We start from the raw sequence: 17,224 nt of genomic DNA on the forward strand, positions 1-17,224 counted from the left end.
CCCTCCCGGCCGTCACTCCCCCGGCCGTCACACCCCCGGCCGTCACACCCCCGGCCGTCGCACCCCTGGCCCCACCGCCCCCACGACCCCCGCCCGCATGGGTGAAGTGACCATCGCATCATTCACTCGTTCTACGGACGTGGAGCAGCAAGCTACGGCCCCCCGGCCCTTCGCCCCGGCCCCCGTCGACATCGAGCAGGCCGAGGCCGCCCTCATCGAGCACTACCCGCGCCTGGTACGGCTCGCCTACCTCGTCCTGCCGCCGGCGCTGGGCCGAAACCGCCGCGTCCTGACCGCGCACGCCCTGGTCCAGCGGGCGCTGCCCCGCAACCGCTCCGCCACCCCGGAGCCGGTCCTGCCGGCCCCCCGCGAGGCCGAGGGCTCCCCCGCCGACCCCGGCTACGCCTACGTACGGCAGCGCGTCCTGCGCGCGGCCCTGGACGCCGGCCGCCCGCGCGGCCGCCGCCGGCTCCCCCGCCCCGCCCAGCTGCCACCCCTGCTGCCCCAGGTCTGGGGGCTGCGGCTGTTCCCCCGCTCCGGCGGCGCCGACGAGCTCGCCCTCGACCAGGCCCTCGCCGCGCTCTCCGCCCCGGCCCGGGCCGCGTACGTGCTGCGCGAGCTGGAGCTGCCCGCCGACCACGACGTCCGGCTGCTGCTGGCCGCCGCCGGGGTCGAGGAGCCCGACCGGGCCCTCGCCGAGGCGGCCCGGCTGCGCGCCCCGGCCGGGAGCCGCGACACCTCGCTGCTGGAGTCGCCCGAGTTCGACCCCTGCTCACTCCAGGCCAGGCCCACGGACCTGATGCGGCGCCGCCAGCACACCCGGGCGGTGCTCGCCGCGCTGGCCGCCGCCGTCGTCTGCGGCACGCTCCTGGGCCTGCCGGGCGACGGCTGGGGTCCCGGCGGCGCCGCCGCGCCCCCGTACGCCCGCAACCCCGCCGCCGAGCAGGCCCTCGACCCCGCCCGGCTGACCCGGGCGGCGCCCGACGCCTGGAAGCACGCCGATCACCCCGGCTTCGGCGCCTGGCCCGCCCGCGGCGACCGCACCGGGGACACCGCTCTGCTGCGCCGGGCGCTCGCGGTCTGGGCGCGCCCCGGCCGCTCCGTGCAGGTCACGGCCACGCCCGGCACCGCCTCCGGGCCGGCGGCCGGGCCGCCGCAGCTGCTCTACGCGGGCGCGGTCGACGCGGCCGTGGTGGTGCTCTTCCACGACGGGCTGCGCGCCGTGCGCTACGCCGAGGCCCGGGACGGCGGCACCGGTTCCGCCGCGCTGGACTTCGCGCGCACCGACGCCGCCGACGCCGCGGGCTCCACCGCCCTGGTCCTCGGCCGCACCGACGGCAACGTCCGCTACCTCACCGCCCCCTGGATCACCGCCTCCGCCGTGCGCGACCTGGCCGACCCGGCCGCCGCGTCCCGACCGCTGCGCCGCGACGGCGACGGCGTCACCGACCCCCTCCCCAGCCCCGCCGCGGCCGCCGACTGCCGCCGCTGGCCCGCCCTCCAGCTCGGCGCCCACCTCGTCACCGACCTCGGCGAGCTGGTCCCGGCCCGGCTCACCGCGGGCGCGCCCGGCGCCCCGCGCGACGTGGCCTCCGCCGCGGACCGGGCCGGCTGGGCGCACACCGCCTGCCGGCTCACCACGCTCCGCGGCCAGGGCGTGCGGTCGGTGAACTCCTGGCGGTTCGCGACGCAGGCGCTGCCCGGGGCCGCCGGGACCGCGGAATGGTTCTGCACCCGCGCCGAGACCTGGCGGGGCGCGGGCAGCCGGGTGCTGGCCCAGTTCCAGGTGCCGGGCGGCCGGCCGGGCGCCCCGGGCGCGGTCGTCGCCCGCGCCGAGGACTCCTCCGCCTGCGGCGCCCGGGAGCCGGACGTCCTGGCGGGCGTGCTGTGGAGGTCGCGCGCCGGCGGCTGGTACGCGCTGGCGGCCGGCGGCGGCGACGTCGCCTCCGTCACGGCGACCGGCGAGGTGCGCGCCACGGCGCCGGGGCCGCTGCTGGCGGCGCCGGCCCGGCAGGGGGCGCGGACCGAGCTGACGGCCCGTCTGAAGGACGGCCGGACGATCAACGCCCTGGGCTGACGGGGCCCGGCCGGACCCCGTGGCACGGCCCGAACGGCCCTGGTCCGAGGGGTGTTCGGGCCGTCTAGGATGACCGCCATGACGACCGTGGTCCGCCGCCGGATGAGCGTCGAGGAGCGACGCGAGCAACTGATCGCGGTCGCCCTCGACCTCTTCAGCCACCGCCCGCCCGACAGCGTCTCCCTCGACGACATAGCGCTGGCGGCCGGGATCTCCCGGCCGCTCGTCTATCGGTACTTCACCTGCAAGACCAGCCTGTACGAGAGCGCCGTGCGGCGGGCCGCCGACGAGCTGACCGCGCTCTTCGACGAGCCCGTCCAGGGCCCGCCGGTCGCCCGCCTGGCCCGGGTGCTGCGGCGGTTCCTCGACTTCGTGGAGGGCCACGGCCCGGGGTACGCGGCGCTGCTGCGCGGCGGCCCGGTGGGCGCGGGCACGGCGGTGCCGCTGATCGAGGGGGTGCGCCGGACCGCGTACGCCCGGCTGCTCGAACACCTCGGGGTGGCCGAGCCCACGCCCCGCCTGGAGCTGACGCTGCGATCGTGGATCTCCTTGGTCGAGGCCACGGCGCTGCTCTGGCTGGAGGGCTGCGGGGTGCCGCGCCCGGAGCTGGAGGAGCGGCTGGCCCAGGCCCTCGCGGCGCTCGTCGCGGTGGGCGCGGCGCACGACGAGGACACCGCGGCCGTGCTGGCGCGGGTCCTCGCCGACGAGCCGGCGGGCGGCCCGGTGGCCGCCCTGGCCGGCCGGCTTCAGCCGCGCCGGAAGACCGCCACCGTGCGGCCCGGCACGGTGAACGTGCCCGAGGCGGGCGCGTACGAGGCGGACTTCACGACCGGGTCCGCGCCGCGCGCCTGCACGGGGTGCAGCGCGTAGCCGGTGCCCGCCGCCCCGGGGACGCGCTGGGCCTGCCGCTCGGGCGCCGCGTTGATGACCACGACCAGGTCGCCGAGGCGCATGGTGACGACGCCCGGGGTCTCGTCCCGCCCGGACAGGGGGAACGACAGGGTCGCCTCCACGGCCTCGGCGGTCGGCAGGCTGAACGCCTTCTCTGTCGTCCGGACGCGCAGCAGGTCCCGGTAGGCGGCCGAGGCGGCGGTAACGGGGCCGCAGCCGGGCCGCAGCGCCGGGTCGGCCAGCAGCGGGCGGGCGTACGGCCACTTGGCCTCGTTGTCGCGGGCCGGGGGCAGGCCGCGGCCGAAGCCGTTGCCGTCGGCGCAGTCCCAGTGGATCGCGTTGAACCAGTCGCCGCTGTCGTAGGAGTTGCGGTCCAGGGACTTGGAGCGCAGCAGGTCGGTGCCGGCCTGGGAGAGCGACGGGCCCTGGGAGAGCGTGGCGGCGGCCATGGCGACGACCTGGGCGCGGGCCCGGTCGGCGGGCGGGGTGGTGCGCGGCAGCTTGTAGGCGAGGGCGTCGTAGAGGGTCTCGTTGTCGTGGGCGTCGGCGTACGACAGGGCGTCGCCGGGCGCGGCGGCGTAGCCGGCGGGCGAGCCGTTGTAGTCGACGTCCGCGCCGGTGACCTCGCGCCCGGTGGAGTCGGTGAAGCGGTAGCCGGCGAGGTTGCCGGTCAGCCCGACCTTGATCAGGTCCTGGGCGTGGAGGAGCCGGGCCCGCTGCTCGCCGGCCGAGCCGTTGACGGGCGCGCCGTTGGGGTCGGTGAACAGGCCGGACGCGAAGCCCTGGACGCGGGGGTCGTCGTCGAAGGGGCCGCCGCCGCGCAGGGCGTCGCGGGAGCGGTCGGAGAAGGTGGCGACGCCGGTGCCGGCCATGTTCCGCTGGGTGGCCTGGACGAACCGGGCGTCGTTCGCGACCTCGCCGAAGTTCCAGCCCTCGCCGTAGAGGATGACCGACCTGCCGTCGACGCCGTCCCGCTCCGGGGTGAGGGCGTCGAGGGCCTTGCGGACGGCGAGGATGTTGGCCTTGGGGTGGTGTCCCATCAGGTCGAACCGAAAGCCGTCGATCTTGTACTGCCTGGCCCAGGTGACGACGGAGTCGACGACGAGCCGGCCCATCATGGCGTGCTCGGGGGCGGTGTTGGCGCAGCAGGTGGAGGTGGCGACGGAGCCGTCGTCGAGGAGGCGGTGATAGTAGCCGGGGACGATCCGGTCGAGGACGGACCGCTCGTCCTGGCCGGACGCGGCGGTGTGGTTGTAGACCACGTCCATCACGGTCCGCAGCCCGGCGTCCGACAGCCCCTGGACCATGCGCCGGAACTCCAGGGTGCGGCGCGGCCCCTGGGGGTCGGAGGCGTACGAGCCCTCGGGGACGGTGTAGTGCAGCGGGTCGTAGCCCCAGTTGTAGGCGTCGCGGGCGGCGGTCCGGGCGACGCACTTCTGCTGCTCGGCGGAGTCGGCGGGCGGCCCGGTGAGGTCGCAGGGCGGGGTGGCCTGGTCGGCGCGACGCTCGGGGACGGTGGCGAAGTCGAAGACGGGGAGCAGGTGGACGTACGAGGTCCCGGCGGCGGCGAGCGCGCGCAGGTGCCGCATGCCGGCCGAACCGCGGTCGGTGAAGGCGAGATAGCCGCCCCGGCCGGACGCGGCGGAGAAGTCGCGGACGTGCAGCTCCTGGATCTGCGCGTCGCGGGCCGGCACGGCCGCGGGCTTGCGCAGCCGCCGCCAGCCGGCGGGGGCCAGGGCGGGGTCGGCGAGGTCGGTGACCAGGCTGCGCGCGGAGTCGGCGGTCAGGGCGGTGGAGTAGGGGTCGGTGACCAGGTTGGTGACGGTCCGTCCGGCGGCCGGGGCGTGGACGGTGACGGCGTAGCGGTAGGGCCGGCCCGTCCAGTGGCGGTCGCCGGTCACGCTCCAGACCCCGCTCGCGGCGTCGCGCCGCATGGGGAGCCGGCGGCCGTCGAGCTCCAGCGCCACGGTCCTCGCCGTGGGCGCCCAGACGGAGAGGGTGGGCCGGCCGTGCCGGAACACCGGGCCCAGGGGCGCGGTGGCGGCGGCGCGGGCGTAGAGGTCGTCGAGGACGCCGGGGATCTGGACGCCGGTGGTGACGCCGTCGGTGACGGCCGTGAGCCTGCCCCGGAGCGCGGTGCGCTCCTGTGCGGCGGTGGCGTCGACGCGGTAGGCGTCGTGGGTGGCGGCGAGGCGGGGGTACTTCGCCGTCAGACCGCCGGGGAGGCGGGTGAGCCGGAAGCTGCCGCGGTCGTGGACGAGACGGTGGGGGCGGGCGGGGTCGCCGAGGGTCTTGGGCCAGGCGAGGGTGGACCTGTCGAGCCACTGCGCTTCCGCGCGGGTGGGGGCCGGGGGCTCGGCCGGTACGGCGTGGCCGGTTCCGGCGAGGGGCAGCGCTAAGAGCGCGGCTCCGGCGAGGGTGGCCAGGCGTCTGTTCACGTACGTCGCTCCTTGCGGTCGGTGGTTCGTCCTCAAATTCCCCCAGCTACCGCTGGGAGGTGCCCCCGGACGGGCTGAAATCAGCCCGTCCGGCGTTTGAGGACACGGTCAGCTACAGCTCCGCGCTCCCACGTGCAGGGCCAGTGCCGTGTTCGGCGCCACCGTCGCGGTGAGGCGGCCGTCCGGGCCCACCGTCACCCGTTTCCCCGACTGCACGTCGCAGTAGTCCCCGCCCGGCAGCGACGTCCGGAAGGTGCGGCTCACCGCGTACGTCTCGTGGTTGACCACGACGTACCCCTTGTCGCCCCGCCCGAAGGCGATGGTCTGGTAGCCGTTGTCCCACCAGTCGCCGACGGCGGTGCCCCGGACGGCGTTGTGGAAGCCGACCATCGACCTGATCTCGGGCCAGGCGTGCTGGCACTTCCAGCCGTCGCGCCAGCACTCCCGTACCGCGCCGCCCGCCGGCGGCCCGGCGTCGCGGTCGGTGAACTCGTAGCCGGAGTGGACGTCCGGTGTGCCGTAGGGCCACGCCAGCATGAAGACGTGGGCGAGGGTGTAGGCGGCGCCGTCGCGGTAGGTGAGGGTGTCGCCGCCGCGTTCGGTGTCATGGTTGGCGACGAAGACGGAGGCCTTGCCGCCGGGCAGGTAGCCCCAGCCCTCGCCGTAGTTCCTCAGGTAGGCGAGGCGCTCACGCTGGAAGACGCGTTGCAGGTCGCGGGCGTAGCGGAACTCCTGGGCGTCGCCGGTGCCGAGGTATTCCCCGGGCTGGACGGCCTCGCCGGCGCCGAAGATCGTCTCCTGCTTCCAGTACACGTCGGGTCTGCTCAGCCGGGACTTGATCGTGGCGAGGTCCTGGGCGGGTATGTGCTTGGCGGCGTCGACGCGGAAGCCGTCGACGCCGAGGGAGAGCAGGTCCTCCAGGTAGGCGGCGACGCGGGTGCGGACGTAGTCCTCGCCGGTGTCGAGGTCGGCGAGGCCGACGAGCTCGCAGTCCTGGACGTTACGGCGGTCGCGGTAGTCGGTGATCTCCGCCGTGCAGTCGTCCATGTCCTCGCGCCGGTAGGTGCCCGGGTAGTCGTACTTGCCGTACGGGGAGCCGCCGGTGCCGGTGGCGGTGCCGGTCGCGGGGCCCCCGGCCATGTGGTTGACGACGGCGTCGGCCATGACCTTCACGCCGGCGGCGTGGCAGGCGCCGACCATGGCGCGGAAGGCGGTGCGGTCGCCGAGGCGTCCGGCGAGGCGGTAGGAGACGGGCTGGTACGAGGTCCACCACTGCGGGCCCTGGACGTGCTCCTGGGGCGGGGAGACCTGGACCCAGCCGTAGCCGGCGGGGCCGAGGGTGCTCGCGCACTCGCGGGCCACGGAGGGGTAGTCCCACTCGAAGAGGACGGCGGTGACGTCCTTGCCGCCGGGTGCGGCGGGCGGGGCAGCCTGGGCCTGGGGGGCGCAGACCGCGGCGCCGGCGACGAGTGCGAGCGTGGCGGCCAGGGTTCTGCGGGCGATGCGGGGCATGCCGGTGGGGGGCATGGGGCCTCCTGGGATGGGGGGGGTGCGGTATACGACCCCGTACGGCAACGCGCCTTGCCCGTCAGGCCCATGAAGGTTCTTTCAGCAAGTTTGCCCGCACGAGTGCAACCGCTTGCCGCCGAGACCGTACGAGTCTCCTGCGTACCGGTCAACCCTTTGGACACGGTCCGGTTACAACCGCGAAATCTCGCGATTCCGTTCTTGCAAGGTCTTTCGCAAGAGATTGCAGCCTGTTAACTTCCTCCTCAGCTCGGGCCGTCCCCCCTCAGGCGGCCTCCAGAACGAGGAGCATCCATATGCGAAGAGGCATATCGGTCGCCGCCGTCGCCGGTGCGCTGGCCCTGACCCTGACCGCGTGCGGCGGTGGCGGCAACGACGGAAGCGACGGCTCCAAAGCGGCGAACGACCCGGGCGCCGTGACCGGCACCATCACCTGGTGGGACACGTCCGACGCCACCAACGAGGCGCCGGCCTTCAAGAAGCTGGTGGCCGCCTTCGAGGCCAAGTACCCGAAGATCAAGGTCGAGTACGTCAACGTGCCCTTCGACCAGGCCCAGCAGAAGTTCAAGACCGCCGCCGCGACCGGCAAGGGCGCCCCCGACGTGCTGCGCTCCGACGTCGGCTGGACCCCCGGCTTCGCCCAGCTCGGCTACCTCAAGGACCTCACCGGCACCCCCGCCCTCGACAAGAGCGAGGACTTCCTGGAAGGGCCGCTGAAGAACGCCGCCTACCAGGGCAAGACCTACGGCGTCCCGCAGGTCACCGACACCCTCGGGCTCCTCTACAACAAGGAGCTGCTCCGGAAGGCCGGCGTGGACAAGGCCCCGGCCGGCTGGAAGGAGGTCAAGGAGGCCGCCGAGAAGATCAAGGACAAGACCGGCGCCGCGGGCATCGGCCTGAGCCCGGACAGCTACTACTCGCTGCCCTTCCTCTACGGCGAGAACAGCGACATGGTCGACGCCGCCAAGAAGAAGATCACGATCTCGAGCCCGGCCTCCGTCAAGGGCGTCGAGACCGCCGTCGACCTGGTGAAGTCCGGCGCCGCGCCCAAGCCCGCCGGCACCGACGGCTACAACGCCCTCAAGACGGACTTCAAGAACGGCAAGCTCGCCATGATGCTCGACGGTCCCTGGGCGACCAAGGAGATCTTCGGCGGCGAGGCCTTCAAGAACCACGACAACCTGGGCATCTCGGCCGTCCCGGCCGGCTCCACCGGCACCGCGGGCGCCCCCGTCGGCGGCCACAACCTCGTGGTCTACGCCGGCTCCAAGAACTTCGACGCCAGCTACCTCTTCACCCGCTTCATGACCGAGGCGAGCCAGCAGGAGAGCGTCTCCACCGCCATCGGCGTCCTGCCGACGCGCAAGTCCGCCTACACCAAGGCCGTCCTGGCCGACCCGGTGCGCAACTCCTTCTACATGGCGCTCGGCAAGGCCCACGCGCGCCCGCCGATCCCGCAGGGCGGCGACCTCTTCACCGAGTACCTCCAGCACTACACCAAGATCCTCACGCTGAAGGAGGAGCCCAAGGAGGGCCTGGACGCCACGGCCAAGGCCTGGAAGTCCGCGCTCCTCAAGGACTACGGCATCGAGGAGTAGGACCCGATGGCCACAGTCCTCACCAAGGTCAGGCGCTCCTTCGGCACCCACTGGTACGCGTGGGCGATGGTGCTGCCGGTCGTCCTCGTGCTCGCCGTGCTCGTCGGCTATCCGCTGGGGAGGGGCGTCTACCTCTCCTTCACGGACGCCAACGAGGCCAACGTCGGCCGCACCATCGGCGTCAACCACATCGCCTCGACCTACGAGTTCGTCGGACTCGACAACTACTGGAAGGTGCTCTCCGGCCAGGAGGGCCACTTCTACTCGCGCCTGACCTGGACCGTCGTCTGGACCGCGGCCTGCGTCTTCCTCCACTACACCATCGGTCTGGGGCTGGCCCTGCTGCTCAACCGGCAGGTCCGGTTCCGGGCCCTGTACCGGGTGCTGCTGATCCTGCCCTGGGCGGTGCCGGCGTTCGTCGCCACGTTCTCGTGGCGGCTGATGTTCAACGAGAAGTACGGCGTCATCAACGCCGCCCTCACCGGCCTGGGGCTGGACCCGGTGGACTGGCTCGGCGACAGCACGCTCCAGAAGCTGTCGGCTGTCGCCGTCAACGTCTGGCTGGGCGTGCCGTTCATGATGGTGGCCATCCTGGGCGGCCTCCAGGCGATACCCGCCGAGCTGCACGAGGCCGCCGAGATGGACGGCGCCTCGCCCTGGCAGCGCTTCCGGCACGTGACCCTGCCCGGGCTGCGGCCGGTGAGCGGGACGGTGATCCTGCTGGGCGTCATCTGGTCGTTCAACATGTTCCAGGTCATCTACCTGCTGATCGGGCAGGGCGCGAGCTCGGAGAGCGAGATCCTGGTGACGTACGCCTACCGGCTGGCCTTCCAGGGCGTCCGCGACTACGCGGGGTCGGCGACGTACGGCATCCTCATCCTCTCCCTGCTGCTGGTCTTCGCCACCTTCTACCGCCGGATGCTCGCCCGACAGGAGACCGCGCGATGAGCGGCACCGCCACCCCCGTACCCCGAGGCCGCGGGCAGCGCTCGCGCGCGGCCTCCGTCGGCCTCCACACGGCGCTGATCGCCGCGTCGCTGGTCTCCCTCTTCCCCGTCCTGTTCGTCGTCTTCGTCTCGCTGCGCGGGCGGGACGGCTGGCAGGAGCCCACGAAGGCCACCGGCTTCTCGCTGTCCAACTACAGCCATGTGCTGGGCGAGACGAAGTTCCTCACCTGGTTCGGCAACTCGCTGATCGTGGCGCTGGGCGCCACCGTGGTGGGCGTGTTCATCGCGGCGAGCGCGGGCTACGCCGTCTCCCGGATGCGCTTCCCCGGGCAGCGGCCGCTGATGTGGACCTTCCTGGTCGTCCAGATGTTCCCGATGGCCGTGCTCATCGTGCCGCTCTACAACCTCCTCGGGGAGCTGGAGCTGCTGGACTCGTACGCCGGCCTGGTCATCACGTACTGCTCGGTGTCGGTGCCGTTCTGCGCGTGGATGCTCAAGGGGTACTTCGACTCGATACCCGCCGAGATCGACGAGGCCGGCCGGGTGGACGGGCTGACGCCGTTCGGCACGTTCTGGCGGCTGATCCTGCCGCTGGCCCGGCCCGGGCTGGCCGTCACCGCCTTCTACTCCTTCATCACCGCCTGGGGCGAGGTGGCCTTCGCCAGCCAGTTCATGAGCAGCGAGGACCACTACACGCTGGCCGTCGGCCTGCAGACCTTCGTGGGCCAGCAGAAGGCCGAGTGGGGGCTGATGACCGCGGCGGCCGTGCTCATCACCGTCCCCGCCGCGCTGGTGTTCTTCTACGCCCAGCGGCACCTGGTGGCCGGGCTGACCGCCGGCGGCACCAAGGGCTGACCCCTTGGGCTGACCTTGTGCGCGCACCGTCGTTGAGCCCTGCGCACGACCCGTACTACGTGACTACGAGCCGATAGGAAGTACATGACCCAGGATCTGGCGCCCTCCGTCCGCCCGGCCGCCGACGCCTCCCGAGAGGCCGACGGCTGGTGGCGCAGCGCCGTCATCTACCAGGTGTACGTGCGCTCGTTCGCCGACAGCGACGGGGACGGCATCGGCGACCTGCGGGGCATCCGCGAGCGGCTGCCGTACCTGGCGGACCTGGGTGTGGACGCGCTGTGGCTGACGCCGTTCTACGCCTCGCCGCAGGCGGACGGCGGCTACGACGTGGCGGACTACCGGGCCGTGGACCCGCTGTTCGGGCAGTTGTCGGACGCGGACGACCTGGTCCGCGAGGCGCACCGGCTGGGGCTGCGGGTGATCGTGGACATCGTCCCGAACCACACCTCCGACCGGCACGCCTGGTTCGAGACCGCGCTCGCGGGCCCGCCCGGGGGGACGGCCCGCGAGCGCTACCACTTCCGTCCCGGCAAGGGCGCCTCGGGCGAACTGCCGCCGAACGACTGGGAGTCCGTCTTCGGCGGCCCGGCCTGGACGCGGACGACGGACGCGGACGGCACCCCCGGCGAGTGGTACCTCCACCTGTTCGCGCCCGAGCAGCCGGACCTCAACTGGGACAACCCCGAGGTGCGGGCCGAGTTCGAGTCCGTGCTGCGGTTCTGGCTGGACCTGGGCGTGGACGGCTTCCGCATCGACGTGGCGCACGGCATGGTCAAGGCGGCGGGGCTGCCGGACATCGGGCGCACCGAGCAGGCGAAGCTGATCGGCGCCCAGGTGCTGCCGTTCTTCGACCAGGACGGGGTGCACGAGATCCACCGCGCCTGGCGGCGGCTGCTGGACTCCTACCCGGGCGACCGGATCGGGGTGGCGGAGGCCTGGGCGCCCACGGTGGAGCGCCTCGCGCTGTACGTCCGCCCGGACGAACTGCACCAGGCGTTCAACTTCCAGTTCCTCACCTGCGACTGGGGCGCCGGCCCGATGCGGGAGGTCATCGACGCGTCGCTGGCCGCCACCCTGTCGGTCGGGGCCCCCACCACCTGGGTGCTCTCCAACCACGACGTGGTGCGGCACGCCACCCGCTACGGCGCGGGCGACGCGGAGCTGGGGCTGCGCCGGGCCCGCGCGGCCGGGCTGCTGATGCTGGCGCTGCCCGGCTCGGCGTACGTCTACCAGGGCGAGGAGCTGGGGCTGCCGGAGGTCGGCGACCTGCCGGACGACGTGCGCCAGGACCCGGCGTTCTTCCGGGGCGACGGCCAGGACGGGCTGCGGGACGGCTGCCGGGTGCCGCTGCCGTGGTCGGGCGGCGCCGCGCCGTACGGCTTCGGGCCGGGCGGCAGCTGGCTGCCGCAGCCCGCGGCGTGGGCGGGCCTGTCGGTGGAGGCGCAGTCGGGCGACCCGCGCTCCACACTGGAGCTGTACCGCTCGGCCCTGACGCTGCGGCGGGAGCTGCCGGGTCTGGGCGACGGGGAGATGACGTGGCTGGACGCGCCGGAGGGCGTGCTGGCGTTCTCCCGGCCGGGCTTCGTGTGCACGCTCAACACGCTCGGCGAGGAGGCGTCCCTGCCGGTGCCGGGCCGTCCGGTGCTGGCCAGTGACGCCTTGGAATTCTCCGGCGGAACCGTACGAATCCCTGCGAATTCATGCGTGTGGTGGGCAGTCTGAGATGCGCCCGGTACAGTCACCTCCTGTGACCGCCCGGCTAGCCGATATCGCAGCCCAGGCGGGTGTCAGCGAAGCAACCGTCAGCCGCGTCCTCAACGGGAAGCCGGGGGTCGCCGCCTCCACCCGCCAGTCGGTGCTGGCCGCGCTCGACGTGCTGGGCTACGAGCGGCCCGTCCGGCTGCGCCGCCGCAGCGAGGGCCTGGTCGGGCTGATCACGCCCGAGCTGGACAACCCCATATTCCCGGCCTTCGCCCAGGTGATCGGCCAGGCCCTGACCAGCCAGGGGTTCACCCCGGTGCTGGCCACGCAGACGCCGGGCGGGGCCACGGAGGACGAGCTGACCGAGATGCTCGTCGACCGGGGCGTGGCGGGCATCCTCTTCGTCTCCGGGCTGCACGCCGACACCTCGGCCGACATGCAGCGCTACGAGCGGCTGCGGGCCCAGGGCGTGCCGTTCGTGCTGATCAACGGCTTCTCGCCAAAGGTGCGGGCGCCCTTCGTCTCGCCCGACGACCGGGCGGCCGTACGGCTCGCCGTCACCCATTTGGCGGCACTGGGGCACCGGCGGATCGGGCTGGCCGTGGGGCCCCGCCGGTACGTTCCGGTGCAGCGCAAGATCGAGGGCTTCCTGCTGAGCATGCGCGAGGAGCTGGGGGTGCCCCAGGACGAGGCGGAGCACCTCGTCGAGCATTCGCTGTTCACCCTTGAGGGTGGTCAGGCGGCGGCCTCCGCGCTCATCGACCGGGGATGCACCGCGGTGGTGTGCGCGAGCGACATGATGGCGCTCGGGGTGATCCGGGGGGCCCGGCAGCGCGGTCTCGAAGTGCCGCGCGACGTCTCGGTGGTGGGGTTCGACGACTCGCCGCTGATCGCGTTCACCGATCCGCCGCTGACCACGATCCGGCAGCCCGTGCGGCCGATGGGGCAGGCGGCGGTGCGTGCGCTGCTGGAGGAGATCGGCGGTACCCCGGCCCCGCAGAGCGAGTTCGTCTTCCTGCCCGAGCTGGTGGTCCGCGGGTCGACGGCGTCGGCCCCGGGCCTCGCGCGGGGCGCCGGTACGCGCGGTGCGGGTCCTGCCACGGGCTGAGAGCGCGGTGGCGGGGACCCGACCCGCGGACGATCTGCGGCGGGGAGCTTTCTGGCAGACTCTTCCCCTATGGGTGAAGCGACAGCAAGGACCCTGGAAGGCCGGACGGCCGCCCCGCCGCCCCCCGCGGAGCGTGCGGCCACGCCGCCGGCGGACGGCCGCCTGCTGCGCAGGCTGCGCTCCCCGCGCCACCCCCGCCTGTGGTTCGAGGTGCTGCTGATCGCGGTGAGTTACTGGACGTATTCGCTGGTCCGTAACGCCGTTCCCGAGCAGCGGGCGGCGGCGCTGCGCAACGCCGACTGGATCTGGCAGGCGGAGCAAAGTCTCCACATCGCCGTCGAGCACACCGTCAACCGGGCCGTGAATTCGGTGACGTGGCTGATCGTGGGGATGAACTACTACTACGCCACGCTGCATTTCGTGCTGACCATCGGGGTGCTGGTCTGGCTCTACCGCTGGCACCCCGGGCGGTACGCGGCCGCCCGGCTCGCCCTGTTCGCCACCACGGGCGTGGCCCTGCTCGGCTACTACCTGTATCCCCTCGCGCCACCGCGGCTGATGGCCGGGCCCGGCTTCGTCGACACCGTTCTGGTGCACCACACCTGGGGTTCGATGGCGTCGGGCAATCTGGCGAACGTCTCCAACCAGTACGCCGCGATGCCGTCGATGCACATCGGCTGGTCGACGTGGTGCGGTCTGACGATCGCCATGCTGGCGCGGGCGGTGTGGGTGCGCGTGCTGGGGGTGCTCTACCCGGTGCTGACGCTGGTGGTGATCGTGTCGACCGCCAACCACTTCTGGCTGGACGCGGTGGGCGGGCTGCTGTGCCTGGCGTTCGGCTTCGCGCTGTCCGGCGCCTGGTACCGGGCGCTGCCCTTCCGGCTGGCCCGCCATGTGGCGGTCCGGGGCGTCCGGTCGCATGCTGGGAGGAACGGGTCGACCGGCCGGCTGCCGGCGGGTCAGGCCCCGTAGAACAGCTCTTCGACCACGGCCCGGGCCCGCCGGGTGGTGCGACGGTAGTCGTCCAGCATCTCCCCCACGTGGCCCGGTTCGTAGCCGAGGTAGCGCCCGACGGCGGCCAGCTCCCGGGCGTCGGTGGGGAACGTGTCCCCGGCACGGCCGCGCACGAGCATCACCGCGTTGCGTACGGTGGTGGCCAGCACCCACGCCTCGTCCAGGATGCGGGCGTCCTCCGCGGAGACGAGCCGGGCGGCGCAGGCCGCGGCCAGCGCCTCCCGGGTGCGGGTGGTGCGCAGGCCGGGCTCCGCCCAGCCGTGCCGCATCTGCAGCAGCTGCACCGTCCACTCCACGTCCGACAGTCCGCCCCGGCCCAGCTTGGTGTGGAGGGTGCGGTCGGCGCCGCGCGGCAGCCGCTCCGACTCCATCCGGGCCTTCAGCCGGCGGATCTCGCGCACGGCGTCCTCGCCCAGGCCCTCGGCGGGGTAGCGCAGCGGGTCGATCAGCTCGGTGAAGCGCCGGCCCAGCTCCTCGTCGCCGGCCACCGGCTCGGCGCGCAGCAGCGCCTGGCTCTCCCACACCAGCGACCAGCGCCGGTAGTAGGCGGCGTACGAGGCGAGGGTGCGCACCATGGGCCCGGACCGGCCCTCGGGCCGCAGGTCGGCGTCGACGACCAGGGGCGGGTCGGTGGTGGGCAGTTGCAGCAGCCTGCGCATCTCGCCGGCCACCGCGAAGGCGGCCTTGCCGGCCTCCTCGTCGGACACGCCCTCGCGCGGCTCGTGGACGAAGAGCACATCGGCGTCGGAGCCGTAGCCCTGCTCGTGGCCGCCGAAGCGGCCCATGGCGACGACGGAGAAGCGGGTGGGCAGGGTGTCGCCCCACTGGGCGCGTACGGCGGCGCGCAGGGCGCCGGCGATGGTGGCGGCGTTGATGTCGGAGACGGCGTCGCCGACCGTGCGGACGCGGGCGCCCGGGTCGTTGCCGGCGGTCTCGGCGTGGCCGCGGGAGCCGGTGCCGTGCTCGCCGGTGGCGTGGGCGCCGTCGCCGGGGTGCCCGTAGGCGCCGATGATGTCGGCGGCGGCGGTGCGGAACAGCTCGCGGCGGCGTACGCCGCGCACGGCGACGATGGCCGCCTCGGCGTCCTCGGCGCGGCCGACGGCGGCCATGACCTCCTGTTCCAGGGCCTCCCGGCCGCGCGGGCGCAGGCCGCCGGGGTCGCCCAGCAGGGCGACCGCCTCGGGGGCCCGCAGCAGCAGGTCGGGGGCGAGCCGTCCGGCGGAGAGGACCCGGGCGAGGTTCTCGGCGGCCAGGCCCTCGTCGCGCAGCAGACGGAGATACCACGGGGTGCGGCCCAGGGCGTCGGAGACCTTGTGGAAGGTGAGCAGCCCGGCGTCGGGGTCGGCGGAGTCGGCGAACCAGCCGAGCAGGACGGGCAGCAGGGTCCGCTGGATGGCGGCCTTGCGGGTGACGCCGGAGGCCAGCGCCTCCAGGTGGCGCAGGGCCGCGGCGGGGTCGGCGTAGCCGAGGGCCTCCAGGCGCTGACCGGCGGCCTTGGGGCTGAGCCGGATCTCGCCGGGCTCCAGCTGGGCGACGGCGTCCAGCAGGGGCCGGTAGAAGAGCTTCTCGTGGAGGCGCCGCACCTCGCGGGTGTGCTGCCGCCACCGGGCGCCGAGCTCGGCGACGGGCTCCTTGCCGGCCGGCCAGTCGTCGCTGCGGGCCAGCGAGCGGCCGAGCCGGCGCAGGTCGGACTCGTCCTCGGGGACGAGGTGGGTGCGGCGCAGCCGGTAGAGCTGGATGCGGTGTTCCATGGCGCGCAGGAAGCGGTAGGCCGCGTCGAGGGCCTTGGCGTCGGCGCGGCCGACGTAGCCGCCTGCGGCGAGGGCGGCCAGCGCCTCCAGGGTGCTGCCGCTGCGAAGCGTGGCGTCGCTGCGGCCGTGCACCAACTGCAGGAGCTGGACGGCGAATTCCACGTCGCGCAGGCCGCCGGGGCCGAGCTTGAGCTCGCGGTCGACGTGGGCGGCGGGGATGGAGGCGACGACGCGGCGGCGCATCTGCTGGACGTCGGCGACGAAGTTCTCGCGCTCGGCCGCCTGCCAGACCAGCGGGGCCACGGCGTCGGCGTAGGCCTGGCCGAGATCCCGGTCGCCCGCGACGGGCCGGGCCTTGAGCAGGGCCTGGAACTCCCAGGTCTTGGCCCAGCGCTGGTAGTAGGCGAGGTGGCTGGAGAGGGTGCGCACCAGGGGCCCGTTGCGGCCCTCGGGGCGGAGGTTGGCGTCGACGGGCCAGATGGTGCCCTCGGGAGTGACGTCGGAGCACACCCGCATCATGCGGGAGGCGAGCCGGGTGGCGGCCCGCAGGGCCGGGCCCTCCGCCGTCCCCTCCCGGGCCTCCGCCACGAAGATGACGTCGACGTCGGAGACGTAGTTGAGCTCCTGGCCGCCGCACTTGCCCATGCCGATGACGGCCAGCCGGCAGGCGACGGCGTCGTCGGGCTGCTCCTCGGCGGCGATCGCCAGGGCCGTGCGGAGGGTGGCGGTGGCCAGGTCCGCGAGTTCGGCGGCGGCCCGGGCGACGTCGGTGGTGCCGCCGACGTCCCGGGCCGCGATGGCCAGCAGCGCGCGGCGGTAGGCGGCGCGCAGCGCGTCGGGCGGGGTGAGCCCGGCGCCGCGCTCCCCGTGGACGCCCTCGGCCAGGGCGCGCTCGAAGTCGGGGGTGGTGGGGCGCGGGCCGGCCGTGTCGTGGCCGTCCAGCGCGCGCCAGTCGTACGGGTGCCGGGCGAGGTGGTCGCCGAGCGCCTCGGAGACGCCCAGCACCCCCAGCAGCCGGTCGCGCAGCGGCTTGGCGGCCACCAGCGTCTCCAGCAGCTCCCGCCGCTCCCCCTCCCCCCGCGCGTCCAGCGCCTCGGCCAGCCGGGCCAGCCCGCGCAGCGCGAGGTCCGGGTCGGCGGTGCCGCCGAGCGCTTCGAGCAGCACCGGGTCGGCCCCGGTGGTGGCCAGCGCGGACCCCTCCAGCAGCCGTTCGGCACCGACGGGGTCGGTGAAGCCGTACCGCAGCAAGCGGGTGTAGGCACTGCTGCGGCGCCCGTCGGGCACGGTCATCGGCTGCCTCTCGTCCGTCCGCGGTCG

General features: G+C 74.1%; 9 protein-coding genes and 2 pseudogenes. 8 read left to right on the top strand and 3 right to left on the bottom strand.

Features of this window, described 5'->3' with window-relative positions; translation table 11 throughout:
• Nucleotides 1–97: 97 nt before the first annotated feature.
• Together AC07BS_RS28660 and AC07BS_RS28665 are read left to right on the top strand one after the other, a co-directional pair.
• Nucleotides 98–2,077, top strand: coding sequence for a hypothetical protein (locus AC07BS_RS28660; protein WP_478641181.1), 1,980 nt, complete (start codon nucleotides 98–100; stop codon nucleotides 2,075–2,077).
• A 78-nt stretch (nucleotides 2,078–2,155) separates the two neighbouring features.
• Nucleotides 2,156–2,947, top strand: coding sequence for a TetR/AcrR family transcriptional regulator (locus AC07BS_RS28665; protein ID WP_478641183.1), 792 nt, complete (start codon nucleotides 2,156–2,158; stop codon nucleotides 2,945–2,947).
• Here the strand turns inward: AC07BS_RS28665 and pulA are convergent.
• Both pulA and AC07BS_RS28675 read right to left on the bottom strand, forming a co-directional pair.
• Nucleotides 2,830–5,415: pseudogene (gene pulA, locus AC07BS_RS28670) on the bottom strand (pullulanase-type alpha-1,6-glucosidase); the annotation flags it as partial. The gene AC07BS_RS28665 and the pseudogene pulA sit on opposite strands and share 118 nt — an antisense overlap.
• A 102-nt stretch (nucleotides 5,416–5,517) precedes the next feature.
• A pseudogene (locus AC07BS_RS28675) lies at nucleotides 5,518–6,909 on the bottom strand (alpha-amylase); the annotation flags it as partial.
• Between the two features lie 320 nt (nucleotides 6,910–7,229).
• On the opposite strand from AC07BS_RS28675, the gene AC07BS_RS28680 reads away from it, so the two are divergent.
• The 6 genes from AC07BS_RS28680 to AC07BS_RS28705 all read left to right on the top strand — a co-directional run bounded on the left by AC07BS_RS28680 (nucleotide 7,230) and on the right by AC07BS_RS28705 (nucleotide 14,114).
• Nucleotides 7,230–8,531, top strand: a complete 1,302-nt coding sequence (locus tag AC07BS_RS28680; protein WP_478934928.1) for an extracellular solute-binding protein — start codon at nucleotides 7,230–7,232, stop codon at nucleotides 8,529–8,531.
• Nucleotides 8,532–8,537: 6 nt separating this feature from the next.
• Nucleotides 8,538–9,479: a carbohydrate ABC transporter permease gene (locus tag AC07BS_RS28685; protein ID WP_478641186.1), complete on the top strand. Its 942-nt coding sequence runs from the start codon at nucleotides 8,538–8,540 to the stop codon at nucleotides 9,477–9,479.
• Entirely contained in the window at nucleotides 9,476–10,333 is an 858-nt protein-coding gene (locus tag AC07BS_RS28690) for a sugar ABC transporter permease (RefSeq protein WP_478641187.1), read from the top strand. The genes AC07BS_RS28685 and AC07BS_RS28690 overlap by 4 nt, the downstream gene beginning before the upstream one ends.
• 84 nt (nucleotides 10,334–10,417) lie before the next feature.
• The gene (locus AC07BS_RS28695) at nucleotides 10,418–12,055 is read left to right on the top strand and encodes a glycoside hydrolase family 13 protein (protein WP_478641189.1); all 1,638 of its coding nucleotides are present in this window, start codon (nucleotides 10,418–10,420) and stop codon (nucleotides 12,053–12,055) included.
• 25 nt (nucleotides 12,056–12,080) lie between these two features.
• The gene (locus AC07BS_RS28700; protein WP_478641191.1) at nucleotides 12,081–13,142 is read left to right on the top strand and encodes a LacI family DNA-binding transcriptional regulator; all 1,062 of its coding nucleotides are present in this window, start codon (nucleotides 12,081–12,083) and stop codon (nucleotides 13,140–13,142) included.
• 69 nt (nucleotides 13,143–13,211) lie between these two features.
• Nucleotides 13,212–14,114, top strand: a complete 903-nt coding sequence (locus AC07BS_RS28705; RefSeq protein ID WP_478934929.1) for a phosphatase PAP2 family protein — start codon at nucleotides 13,212–13,214, stop codon at nucleotides 14,112–14,114.
• Here AC07BS_RS28705 and AC07BS_RS28710 read toward each other — a convergent pair.
• On the bottom strand, nucleotides 14,102–17,197 hold the full coding sequence (locus AC07BS_RS28710) for a bifunctional [glutamine synthetase] adenylyltransferase/[glutamine synthetase]-adenylyl-L-tyrosine phosphorylase (RefSeq protein WP_478934930.1): 3,096 nt from the start codon (nucleotides 17,195–17,197) through the stop codon (nucleotides 14,102–14,104). The genes AC07BS_RS28705 and AC07BS_RS28710 overlap by 13 nt on opposite strands.
• Nucleotides 17,198–17,224 lie beyond the last annotated feature (27 nt).

This window comes from Streptomyces sp. NPDC044063, assembly GCF_056434285.1.